Genomic DNA, 11,816 nt, shown 5'->3' on the forward strand with positions numbered 1-11,816 from the left:
CGCAGGGCGCTTCGACGCCTGACTGTATCTGAAAACCGCATGGGTCGGCTCAGATACACAGAGTTTCAGACACTCCCCATGTCGGTGTCCGCGGCGAATTCTTCTACCACCGCAGCGAACACCAGTATTTTACCCTGCAGGGGGCCCTCAAGACTTTCTGTGAACTGACCGGCGACAGCTACGACGACTGCATGGACGACTACTGCTGATCGATCAGCTACCTTCGGAGAGCCGGTACACCATCCCCCTGCCCTCGACCTTTTCCGCTGCGATGGGCAGACCCAGCTTCTTCTTCAATGCGCCCGAGATGCAGCCGCGCACGGTATGGGCCAGCCATCCGGTGGCCTCGACCATCTCGGCGACCGTCGCGCCCTCGGGCCGCTGTAGCATGGCGATGATCTGCGCCTGCTTGGTGCCAGCACGGATGGCGACCGGTTTCGCGGTGTCGGTGTCATCGGGCATCTGCACCGGTTCCAGCCTCGGCTTCGCCCTCCGCACGCTGGCGACGGCGCTGGCCACGACCGGCTCGATCCCGATGGCCTCCAGCCCGGCCTCGGTGGCGATCAGCGTAGTGCCGTGGCCGTCGCCGGTCTCGCGCCACATCGGCTCGCTGCGACGCAGGTTGGCCTCGACCTCCTCGAGCCAGCCGCGGGCGATCATCTTGCCGACGACCATCTTGGCGGCGGCGCCGACCAGCCCCTCGGGCAGCGGCAGGGCGAGGTTGCCGGGACGTGTCGCGGCGCGGGACAGGATCAGGGACTGGGTGTCGGACGGGGTGGTCATCGGGGGCCTCCGGGCGCTGCGGCGCGCGATGTGCGCGCCTTCTACGGAGGCTTGCCCCGTCCTCGGACGGGGCGGCCTTCGCGCCGTGGGGGCGCGTCAGGCGGCGTGTTCGCCTTCCTTGAAGGCGCTGTCGGTGATCTGGCGCAGCAGGCCCGCGTAGTGCTTCAGCGTGCCGACATGCCCCCAATGGATCTCGTCGGGGTGGGTCTCGAAGTGGTCGTCGCTCAGGGCCTTCAGGCGCTCCAGCATGGTGTCGATCTCGGCCTTGGCGGCCACGAAGGCGTCGAGGGCTTTGGAATTGTCGCTGGCGCGGCGGGTGGTCATGGCGGGGCGTCCTTCGCTGAGTTGGATCGTTTCCTCGAGATCAGACTCGCTCTGTCGCGCACCTCAATCAACTGAATACCAAGCGATATCACCAGCTTGATCGGATTATCTGCGCCATGAAGGGCATGAGCGAACGCGAGTACGCGGCCCATTCCGGCCTGTCCCGCGGCGGAGTGCAGAAGGCGCGGAAGAACGGGCGGCTGGTGGTCCACGACGACGGGTCGATCAACGCCGCGGCCTCGGATGTGCGGCGGGCGGAGATGACGGACCCCGACCAGCAGCGCCGGTCCTTGGGCGGTGACGGGCTGACGAGCGGCCCAGGCGAGACGACATCCTATATCAAGGCCCGCACGGCGCTCACCGTCTACGCGGCGCAGGAACGCCAACTTGCGGTCCAGAAGAAGAAGGGCACGCTGGTCGACCGTGCGCGGGCGGAAACGCTGGTGTTCCGCCTGGCGCGGCAGGAACGGGATGTCTGGGTGACCTGGCCCGGACGGGTGGCCGCGCTGATGGCGGCGCAGATCATGGCGGAGGTGGAACGGCAATCCGGGGCATCGGTGACGATCGAGACCGCGATCATGCAGAGGGTGCTGGAAGCCCATGTCCGCGAACAGCTCGACGCCCTCGCCGACCTCCGGGTCTCGCTTGCATGATGAGGATGACGACAACGACCTGACCACGGGTCTCGACCTCGGCTTCGACGGCGCCGAGGACCTGGTCCGGGTCTGGCGGCAGGGCCTGCGCCCCGATCCGAACCTGACGGTGTCGGAATGGGCGGATCAGCATCGCTGGCTGTCGTCGCGGGGCGCGGCGGAGCCGGGACGCTATCGCACGGCCCGCGCGCCCTATCTGCGCGAGATCATGGACGCGCTCTCGCCCGGCCATCCCGCCCAGCGCATCACCTTCATGAAGGCGGCGCAGGTCGGCGCGACCGAGGCCGGGAACAACTGGATCGGGTTTGTCATCCACCACGCGCCGGGGCCGATGCTGGCGGTGCTCCCGAGCCTGGAACTGGCGAAGCGGACGTCTCGTGGCCGTCTTGATCCGCTGATCGCGGACAGCCCGGCGCTGCGCGAACGGGTGAACCCGGCCCGGTCGCGGGATGCCGGGAATTCGATGCTGTCGAAGGAATTCCCCGGCGGCATCCTGGTCCTGACCGGGGCGAACAGCGCGACCGGCCTGCGGTCGATGCCCGCGCGTTATGTCTTCCTCGACGAGGTCGATGCCTATCCGGCCTCGGTCGACGAGGAAGGCGATCCGGTCACGCTGGCCGAAGCCCGCACCACCACCTTCTCGCACCGGCGCAAGGTGTTCATGGTGTCGACCCCCACGATCCGGGGGCTGTCCCGGATCGAGCGGGAATTCGAATCGTCCGACCAGCGGCGCTACTTCGTGCCCTGCCCCCACTGCGGTGCGATGCAGTGGCTGCAGTTCGACCGGCTGCGCTGGGCGAAGGGGAAGCCCGAAACCGCGGCCTACCATTGCGAGGGTTGCGAGAGGCCCATCGCCGAGCACCACAAGACCGAGATGCTGGCCCGCGGCGAATGGCGGGCGACGGCGGTTTCAAAGGATCCGAAGGCCATCGGCTTCCACCTCTCGGCGCTCTACTCGCCTTTGGGTTGGAAAAGCTGGTCCGACGTCGCGCGGGAATGGCTGGCGGCCCAAGGGTCGGACGAGACGCTGCGCGCGGCGCGCAACACGCTTCTGGGCGAGACATGGGTCGAGAGCGGCGACGCTCCGGAATGGCAGCGGCTGGCAGATCGGCGGGAAGCCTGGAAGCCGGGCACCGTGCCGATGGCGGGGCTGTTCCTGACGGCCGGGGCCGATGTGCAGAGGGACCGGATCGAGGTCGACATCTGGGCCTGGGGCCGGGGCATGGAAAGCTGGCTTGTCGATCACATCGTCATTCCGGGCGGACCTGATGATCCGGCCGCCTGGGACAAGCTGACCGCCCTCCTCGGCCAGTCGTGGCAGCATGCCAACGGCGCCTTCATGACGGTGGCACGGCTCGGGATCGACACCGGTTACGAGGCTGCGGCGGTCTATGCCTGGTCGCGCAAGGTCGGGTTCGAACAGGTGGCACCCCTGAAGGGCCTCGAAGGCTTCAACCGGTCGGCACCCGTGTCTGGCCCAACCTATGTCGATGCGACCATCGGCGGAAAACGGCTGCGCCGCGGCGCGCGGCTCTGGTCGGTGGCAACGGCGACGTTCAAGGCGGAGACCTACCGGTTCCTGCGGATCGAACGCCCCTCGGACGAGGACCGTGCCACAGGTGTGCTTGAAGCCCCCGGCACGATCCACCTTCCCGGCTGGGCCGACACCGAATGGCTGAAACAGCTGGTGGCCGAACAACTGGTCACCATCCGCAACAAGCGCGGCTATGCCCATCAGGAATGGCAGAAGATGCGCGAACGGAACGAGGCGCTGGACTGCCGGGTCTACGCCCGCGCCGCCGCGTGGATCCTTGGCGCCGACCGTTGGGACGAGGCCACCTGGCGGCGGCTCGAGGCGCAGGCGGGCGTGGAAACGCGCCTGCCCACTGCCGTCGCAATGGAAAGCGTACCAACCGATCCGGCCCAGCCCAAGGCCGGAACCCTGACCACGCCACGCCGGAAACGGCGGGCGTACACCCCGAACTTCATGAGGGACTGATGGACCTGGAACGTATGCAGGCCCTGCTGACCGCGCTGCAGGAAGCCCGCTTCGCCGGGCTGCGCAGCGTCAGCTATGACGGCAAGACCGTGACCTATGGCTCGGACGCCGAACTGGCCGCGGCGATCAGGGATCTGGAAGGGCGGATTGCAGCCGCATCGGCCACGCCGCGCCGCCGACGCTGGGGCACAATCGCCACGAAGGGTCTGTGAGCGATGGTGCTGGATGCCTTCCGTCAGCGCCTTGGCAGCATCATCGGCGGGTTCGACGCGGCGCAATCCCATCGGCGCATGCGCGGGTTTCGCGCCACCCGCGCCCATGTGAACACGCTGATCGCGGCCTCTGGCGAGACGATCACCGCCCGGGCGCGCTGGCTCGTGCGCAACAACGGCTATGCCGCAAACGCCGTCGATGCCTTCGCGAACCATGTCGTCGGCGACGGCATCAAGCCCTCGTCCAAGATAACTGAGGCAGCGAAGAAGGAGGAGCTGCAGAAGCTCTGGCTCGCTTGGACGGACGAGGCCGATGCCGAAGGGCTGACCGACTTCTTCGGTCTGCAGCGCCGGGCGGCACGCGAGGTGTTTCTGGCAGGCGAGGTGTTCCTGCGCATCCGCACCCGCCGCCCCGAAGATGGACTGACGGTGCCGATGCAGCTGCAGATGCTGCCGTCAGAAATGCTGCCGCAGGACATGACCCGCGCGCTGCCCGGCGCGGGATCGATCCGGCAGGGCATCGAATTCGACGGGATCGGCCGCCGCGTCGCCTACCACTTCCTGCGCCGCCATCCGGGCGACATGACCGATCCGGGTCTGGTGGGTGAAACGGTGCGCGTGCCCGCGTCCGAGGTCATCCACATCCTCGACCCGGTTGAGGCAGGCCAGCTGCGCGGCGTGTCGCGCTTCGCCGCGGCCGTGGTGAAGCTCTTCACGCTGGACCTCTACGACGACGCCGAACTGGAGCGGAAGAAGACCGCGGCGATGTTCGCGATGTTCATCACGTCGCCCGCCCCGGAAACCGCCCTCGATCCCGCAGAGGACGATCTGGAGGTGGAACCCGGCCAGGTTGTGCGCCTTGACCCCGGCGAGGATGTCACAACGCCATCCACCCCGGACTCGGGCAGCACCTACGAACCGTTCCAGTACCGCACGCTTCTGCAGATCGGCGCGGCGCTGGGCGTGCCCTATGGCTATCTGACGGGCGATACCGCGAAGGGGAACTTCTCGAACACCCGGATCGCGCTGGTCGACTTCCGCCGCCGCATCTCGGCCTTCCAGCATTCGGTGATGGTCTATCAGCTCTGCCGCGCTGTCTGGACGCGCTGGATGGACACAGCCGTTATCGCAGGCGCCATCGATCTGGCGGGCTATGCCACCGACCGGCGCGCATACCTCGCCTGCGACTGGCTTCCGACCAAGTGGGACTGGATCGACCCGGCCAAGGATGCCGCTGCCGAGATCCTGCAGATCGAAGCAGGCCTGAAATCCCGCACGCAGGCCATCGCCGAACGCGGCTACGACGCCGAACAGGTCGACCGGGAAATCGCCGCGGAACGCAAACGCGAGGCCGCACTGGGCCTCGATTTCCGGCGGCCCGGATCGCCCGCACAGGCGGCCGGTGGCGGCGCTGGGTCAGGTGATGCCGAGGACCGGCAGCAAGATCAGCAGGACGGCAACGACGAGGAAGACGACGGCGAGGACCGGGAACCTCGGCCCGCGGAGAAGGGATAATGCATCACACCCAGATCGCCCAGCGTGTCTTCAACACCCCGCTGATGGTCGACCCCGCCAAGGCGCTGGCCTTCCTGACCGGGCTGGGGCCCCGGATCACCGGGCGGGAGATCAGTGTCGAGGGGCTGGAGGTCACGACCGAGGATCAAGCCACCGCCACTCTGCCTGCCCGCGCCTCTCTCTTCAGCGACGACTTGACCAGCCGCCAGGCGCGGAACGGAAGCCAGCCCTTCACTGTGGTGGACGGGATCGCCGTCATCGAGATCGCGGGCACGCTGGTGCATCGCGGGGCCTGGATCGGGCAATCCTCCGGCCTGACCTCCTACGAGGGGATCGCGGCGCAGTTGCAGGCGGCGCTAACCGATCCGGCGATCCGAGGCATCGCGCTCGATATCGACAGCTTCGGTGGCGAGGTGGCCGGTGCCTTCGACCTCGCCGACCGAATCCGGGCCGCTCGGACGCAGAAGCCAGTCCATGCCTTCGTCGCCGATCACGCCCTCTCGGCCGCCTATGCGCTGGCCTCCCAGGCCGACCGCATCATCCTGCCGCGCACCGGGGCCGTTGGCAGCATCGGCGTCGTGGCCATGCACAGCGACATGAGCGGTGCTCTCGATCAGAAGGGCATCGCGGTCACGCTGATCCATGCAGGCGCCCGCAAGGTCGATGCAAATCCCTACCAGCCCCTGCCCGAGGCTGTCCGCGACCGGATCGCGGGCGAGTTGGAAGACCTGCGCCAGCTCTTCGCAGAAACCGTCGCCGAAGGGCGCGGCCTTCGCCTCGACACCCTACGGGCGCTGGGCACCGAGGCCGCCGTCTTCCGCGGCGAGGCGGCCGTCTTCGCCGGTCTCGCCGACGAGGTGGCCGATCCCGTTACCGCCTTCCGCGCTTTCGCCGCCGCACCCCGCAGCACATCCACCTTCAAATCCAACCCCAAGGGAAAGGGCCCGATGATGACCACTGCCCCCGAAGACCATGCGCAGCCTGCGGCCGCGCCAGCCGCCAGTCCCACGCCGGAACCGGCCCCGACCGCGGCAATCGCACCGCCGCAGACGGCGGCGGCCGAGATGTCGCCCGAGGCGATCCGCGCCGAGGCGGCCGAGGTCGCGCAGGTCTGTGCGCAGGCCGCCCGCCTCGGCGTCCAGATCGATGCCGCCGATGCGTTGGCCCGCGGCGTGAAGCCCGAAGCCCTGCGCGCCAAGATCCTCGCCGATCTCGCCGCGCGCAGCGATGCCGCAGGCATCATCGCCACCGCCCCCGCGACGGGCGCCAGGGAAAGCCCCATCGTGGCGGCCGCCAAGAAATCCGCCGCCGCCTCGCGCTGATCCCGGCGCACCCCTTCCCCAACATCGTGGAGACTGAACCATGCCCGTCCTGACGGAACCGCCCAGCATGGGCGACGTCCTCAAATATGAGGTCAACCCGAACTACACCCGCGAAGTGGTGACGCTCCTCGCGGGCATGCCCTATCCCGTCGGCGCGGTCCTCGGCCGCATCACGGCCAGCGGAAAGTACAAGCTCGCGACCAGCGGCGGCACCGATGGCGCGCAGACCGCCTCGGCCGTCCTGCTCTATGGCGTCGATGCCACGCTGGCGGACGCCACAGGCATCGTCGTCGCCCGCGGTCCGGCCATCGTCTCGCGCGCGGGCCTCGCCTACGACGCCACCGTCGATGACGCGGCAAAGATCACCACCAAGATCGGCCAGCTGGCCGCCGCAGGCATCATCGCCCGCGACGGCGTCTGACGCAGACCAGCAAGCCGCGCCCCTCCCCTCATTCCCCGGAGCCCCACCATGACCCTCGTCCGCAATCCCTTCGACGCTGGCGGTTACTCGTTGGCCGAGATGACGCAGGCCATCAACATCCTGCCCAACCTCTACACCCGCCTCGCCCAGATCGGCCTTTTCCGCTTCGAAGGCGTCAGCCAGCGGTCCGTCATCATCGAACAATACGAAGGCGTCCTGAGCCTGCTGCCCTCCGTCCCCCTCGGCGGCCCGGCCACGGTCGGCACCCGCGAGGGCCGCTCCATGCGATCCTTCGCCCTGCCGTGGATCCCGCATGACGATGTGATCCTGCCCGCCGACATCCAGGGGCAGCCAGCGCTGGGCGGCGCGTTCGATGCAGCCGATCCCCTCGTCGAGGTGATGAACCGCAAGCTGCTCCTCATGCGGCGCAAGCATGCCCAGACCCGGGAATACATGGAGATGAACGCGCTGCGCGGCATCGTGAAGGACGGGGCCGGGACCACCCTCTACAACTACTTCACCGAATTCGGCCTGGCGCAAATCTCCGTCGACTTCGTCCTCGGCACCGCAGGCACGAACGTGCAGGGCAAGGTCCGCGAGGTGCTGCGGGCCATCGAAGACAATCTGCTGGGCGAGGCGATGACCTCCGTCCATGCCCTTGTCAGCCGCGAGTTCTTCGACAAGCTGATCGCGCACCCGAAGACGGAAGAGGCCTACAAGTTCTACGCCTCGACCGGTGCCCAGCCTCTTCGCGAAGACGTGCGGCGCAACTTCCCCTTCGGCGGGATCCTGTTCGAGGAATACTCCGGCACCGTCACCCTCTCGACCAAGGCCACCGAACGGCTGGTCCCCGCGAACGAAGGCATCGCCTTCCCCCTGGGCACCATGGACACCTTCACCACCTATGGCGGCCCGGCGAACCTGCTGGAAACCGCCAACACCATCGGCCTGCCGCTCTATGCCCGCCAGCATCTCGACGAAAAGGGCCGCTGGATCGACGTGATGACCGAGGCCTCGATCCTGCCGGTGAACAAGCGGCCGCGGCTGGCGATCCGCCTGCACACGTCGAACTGACGGGCCCGCCGATGTCCGTCTTTGCCGTCGCCATGGACCGCATCTTCATGCATGCCTCCATGGCGGCCCCGGCCCTCTGGATCTCGGCCACCACCTCCGAGGAACGCCCCATCCGCATCATCCGCCGCGCACCCGACCGAGTGACCGACTTCGGCGCGGGCCGGTTCGTCAGCGACACGACGGTGGTGGACGTGCGCGTCGCCGACTTGCCTGCCCCGCGCCCGGGCGATGTGATCGTCATCGGCGCCGACAGCCATGTCATCCAGGGAGAACCGCTGCGCGACCGGGAACGGCTGATTTGGACCCTCGATCTGCGCCCGGCGTGATCCGATGAAACTGAAGCTGACCATCGATCCTGACATCGTTGCGATGATGCAGGCGGAAATCGCCGCGGGCGAAAAGGCCGTCACCACCGCCATGCGCGAGGCGGGCGCGGGCCTCAAATCCGCCTGGCGCGGCCAGATCACTGGCGCGGGGCTGGGCGCCCGGCTCGGCAACTCGATCCGCCTCGCGACCTACCCGAAGGGCGGCGAAAGCCTGAACGCCGCGGCGCTGGTCTGGTCGAACGCCCCAGTGATCGTCGGCGCACATGATGCGGGGCCGCTGATCCGATCCAAGGATGGCTTCTGGCTGGCGATCCCCACCCCGGCCGCAGGCAAATCTACCCGCGGCGGCCGCATCACCCCGGGCGAATGGGAACGCCGCACGGGGCTGCGCCTGCGCTTCATCTACCGGCGCCGCGGCCCGAGCCTGTTGGTGGCCGAGGGGAGGCTTAACAGCAAGGGCCGCGCCGTTGCATCGCGAGCAAAGACCGGTCGCGGGCTGACAACCGTACCGATCTTCCTCCTCGTGCCGCAGGTCAAGCTGCGCAAGCGGCTGGACCTAGGGCGAGATGCCGAGCGGGCCATCGACGGCGTGCCGGGGCGGATCGTCGCGGAGTGGGTCACTTGATACGGCGGCAATCCGGGTCGCATCCCCCGATAAAGGTTCTCGACACCTCGGGATCAAACTGCTACGAGGCAAGAACTGCTTCCGTACTCCCAAAGCACTTACTACCCTCTTCTCCTAGCCGCTGACGACAGAGTGCAACGGCCATACGACAGAGAGAAACTGTGCCCGTATGCAGGCAGTTCCGCCTGGGTCGGGATGCACGAGGGAAGTTAGATGTTGGGAAAATGGACCAAATGGGCATCTTTGGGAAAAGCGGCGGAAACTCCTCCAAGAGCAGCGGAAGCAAGTACGAGAAGTCAGGATCAAAGGGATCCTACGGCAAAGGTTACGGAAAGGGCAGTGCCTCTTCCAACGAGCGCAAGTACCAGCCCCGAACTGAAGCACAAGCTCGCCGAGACGACAGAAAGTTCAGCTGGTTCAAGTGAACCCGTTGAGTCGCGGCTGTCTGCGGAGGTGAAGTTCTTCCTTGCCGACAAGAACTACGGGTTCCTCCTTAACCCCGCTGGGGGCAAGGACATCCTAATCCACCGAAACGGCGTAATCGATGGAACCGTCCCCCAAAAGGGGGCGGTCTACTGGTTTGACCTTGGCGAAGACCGCCAGCAACGGCCTTGCGCGGTGAACGCTTCTCTGAAGGTGGGCGCAACGGACGCGCCAATTCCTGCCTTGGACCACGACACCAAGGAGCTGTTCGACTGGGCGTTCATACCCTTGTTCAGCCGTGATACGACAAGCAAAGCGATCAGCGATTTGGCATCGCTCGCGCTAACCGAAGACTGGCGGTACAGGGAAAGCCCCGCCGAAGAGTTCGATGACTTTGGCATCCTGCGGAACTACATCAAATTCACGTTCACCCGGCTGAGACACGAGGGCAAGGTCATCACCGGTGATCGGTTCGCGACATTCAACACGGGTTTGGTCGACCGGTTCTATGAACCGATCTATGCACTTTTTGAGAAGAATGGCCGTGCAACTCCTCCATGGAAGTGGCGATCGTTCTGCGTGAGTGGACAAGGAGAGGAAGGGAAGTTGCTTGCGCGGACATTCGAGCCGCTACCGAAGGCCGCAAGCTATTTCGCGAACATCGATGACCTCTACTTCGACGCGGAGGCGCCATTCGACGAGGATCTCGATCACATTGTGCTCGATGGTATCCGACGCGACAGGTACCCACATGATTTCCTTGATACCTACGCAGGCGGGTTCTCGCTGCAGGAGTACCTAGCAAATCGAGAGTCATATTTGGCAGGCATTGCCGACCGCTTAAACCAAAACGATGCGATGTATCGGCGGTTGAGGAACAGGCTTAAAGACGCCATTCTGCTGGCGCGCAAACGCGTCAGCTGGAACTACCGTGCTGTTGTTCCGCAGTATTACCCAAAGCACAACCTGATGAGCTTCCTCCTGCCAATCTCTTTGTCGGACGACACCAAGGTCGATGCAGCCCTGGTTGTTCAAAGCATCAGGGTGGATGGAAAGTTGAGGTATCAGGGCTACACGATCTATCCCCTCGCCTATGCATACCGGAACGCCCGCCTCGTAGCGAAGCCAATCAGTGACTGGCTTGATCCCGAGAGGATTCTGGGAACGTAAGCGTCGTTCAGGTCGGTCTGGGGGAAACTACTTCCTCGCCAGGACCACGGAATACGACCTCGCAAATCCTTCGCCGTACAGGACAATGCCCACCACCCGCGAAACGGTCATCTCTGCGCTGCATGCGCGGCTGCAGCCGCTTGCCGCCCTCACCCTGCGTGACGAGATCCTGCCCGAGCGGATCCCAGCGGCCGGGCTAATCATCCTGCGTGACGGCCAGCCGGGCGAGCCGGAGGTGACGCTGTCGCCGCTGCGCTATCACTACCAGCACCGCGCCGAGCTGGAGGTCGTCGTCCAGGCGGGCACCAGCCGAGCCAGCGCCTTCGACGACCTGATCGCCGCCATCGGCGGGGCGCTGGAAGCTGACCGGACACTGGGCGGCCTCTGCGACTGGGTTGAACCCGAAGCCCCGTCATCCGTCGATCTGCCCGTCGAGGGCGCGGCCAGCCTGAAGGCGGCGGTAATCACCGTCGTCCTGCACTACACCACCAGCGGGCCCCTGGCCTGACACCATCACATCCAAGGAGACCCCCATGGCACGTGCGCAAGGCGCGCGGGCGCAGATGGCGCTTGCATTCGAGACCGGTTACGGCACTCCGCCCACGGGCGGCTTCACGAAGATGCCGTTCGCAAGCACCACGCTCGGCTCGGAGCAACCGCTCCTGAACAGCGAGCTTCTGGGCTACGGCCGCGACCCTCTGGCGCCGATCAAAGATGCTGTGACGGCCGACGGCAATGTGGTCGTCCCGATCGATGCCGCGGCCTTTGGCTTCTGGCTGAAGGCCGCCTTCGGGGCACCTGTGACCACCGGCGCGGCACCCGGCCCCTTCACACACGAGTTTCGCTCCGGCGCCTGGTCCCTGCCGTCGATGTCCATCGAGACCGGCATGCCTGAACCGCGCCGGGTTTGCCGGAGGCTGATTTGGTTTAGTTACGCGGCCATGGCTTCAGTTTCCAGAGCCGCGTAGA

13 protein-coding genes and 1 pseudogene are annotated in these 11,816 nt (G+C 66.4%); 12 read left to right on the top strand and 2 right to left on the bottom strand.

Translation table 11 applies throughout. The features are described from left to right. Positions 1-213: 213 nt before the first annotated feature. Together RGD00_RS21915 and RGD00_RS21920 are read right to left on the bottom strand one after the other, a co-directional pair. On the bottom strand, positions 214-783 hold the full coding sequence (locus tag RGD00_RS21915; RefSeq protein WP_310459372.1) for a DUF3489 domain-containing protein: 570 nt from the start codon (positions 781-783) through the stop codon (positions 214-216). 96 nt (positions 784-879) lie between these two features. After that, the gene (locus RGD00_RS21920) at positions 880-1,107 is read right to left on the bottom strand and encodes a hypothetical protein (RefSeq protein WP_310459373.1); all 228 of its coding nucleotides are present in this window, start codon (positions 1,105-1,107) and stop codon (positions 880-882) included. A 116-nt stretch (positions 1,108-1,223) separates the two neighbouring features. Here RGD00_RS21920 and RGD00_RS21925 point away from each other — a divergent pair, with 116 nt between their 5' ends. The 12 genes and pseudogenes from RGD00_RS21925 to RGD00_RS21980 all read left to right on the top strand — a co-directional run. Beyond that, positions 1,224-1,760, top strand: a complete 537-nt coding sequence (locus RGD00_RS21925) for a hypothetical protein (protein WP_310459374.1) — start codon at positions 1,224-1,226, stop codon at positions 1,758-1,760. Then, positions 1,708-3,759: a phage terminase large subunit family protein gene (locus tag RGD00_RS21930; RefSeq protein WP_310459375.1), complete on the top strand. Its 2,052-nt coding sequence runs from the start codon at positions 1,708-1,710 to the stop codon at positions 3,757-3,759. Before RGD00_RS21925 ends, RGD00_RS21930 begins: the two co-directional genes overlap by 53 nt. Further along, entirely contained in the window at positions 3,759-3,971 is a 213-nt protein-coding gene (locus RGD00_RS21935) for a phage head-tail joining protein (RefSeq protein ID WP_068767541.1), read from the top strand. The genes RGD00_RS21930 and RGD00_RS21935 overlap by 1 nt, the downstream gene beginning before the upstream one ends. 3 nt (positions 3,972-3,974) lie before the next feature. Beyond that, the gene (locus RGD00_RS21940) at positions 3,975-5,486 is read left to right on the top strand and encodes a phage portal protein (RefSeq protein ID WP_310459376.1); all 1,512 of its coding nucleotides are present in this window, start codon (positions 3,975-3,977) and stop codon (positions 5,484-5,486) included. Further along, a complete protein-coding gene (locus RGD00_RS21945; RefSeq protein WP_310459377.1) occupies positions 5,486-6,808 on the top strand; it encodes a S49 family peptidase in 1,323 nt (440 codons plus the stop codon). Before RGD00_RS21940 ends, RGD00_RS21945 begins: the two co-directional genes overlap by 1 nt. Before the next feature lie 40 nt (positions 6,809-6,848). Then, entirely contained in the window at positions 6,849-7,229 is a 381-nt protein-coding gene (locus tag RGD00_RS21950; protein WP_310459378.1) for a head decoration protein, read from the top strand. A 48-nt stretch (positions 7,230-7,277) separates the two neighbouring features. Beyond that, positions 7,278-8,303 carry a major capsid protein gene (locus tag RGD00_RS21955; protein ID WP_310459379.1) on the top strand — a complete coding sequence of 342 codons (1,026 nt, stop codon included), beginning with the start codon at positions 7,278-7,280 and terminating at the stop codon, positions 8,301-8,303. Positions 8,304-8,314: 11 nt separating this feature from the next. Then, positions 8,315-8,629 carry a head-tail joining protein gene (locus RGD00_RS21960; RefSeq protein ID WP_310459380.1) on the top strand — a complete coding sequence of 105 codons (315 nt, stop codon included), beginning with the start codon at positions 8,315-8,317 and terminating at the stop codon, positions 8,627-8,629. A 4-nt stretch (positions 8,630-8,633) separates the two neighbouring features. Continuing rightward, a complete protein-coding gene (locus RGD00_RS21965; protein ID WP_310459381.1) occupies positions 8,634-9,254 on the top strand; it encodes a DUF6441 family protein in 621 nt (206 codons plus the stop codon). 339 nt (positions 9,255-9,593) lie between these two features. Beyond that, entirely contained in the window at positions 9,594-10,847 is a 1,254-nt protein-coding gene (locus tag RGD00_RS21970) for a DUF3825 domain-containing protein (RefSeq protein ID WP_310459382.1), read from the top strand. A gap of 85 nt (positions 10,848-10,932) precedes the next feature. Further along, the gene (locus tag RGD00_RS21975; protein ID WP_310459383.1) at positions 10,933-11,355 is read left to right on the top strand and encodes an acyl-CoA transferase; all 423 of its coding nucleotides are present in this window, start codon (positions 10,933-10,935) and stop codon (positions 11,353-11,355) included. Positions 11,356-11,380: 25 nt separating this feature from the next. Beyond that, positions 11,381-11,752, top strand: a pseudogene (locus tag RGD00_RS21980) (phage tail tube protein); the annotation flags it as partial. Between the last annotated feature and the right edge of the window lie 64 nt (positions 11,753-11,816).

This window comes from Ruixingdingia sedimenti (assembly GCF_031432425.1).
GTDB lineage: Bacteria > Pseudomonadota > Alphaproteobacteria > Rhodobacterales > Rhodobacteraceae > Ruixingdingia > Ruixingdingia sedimenti.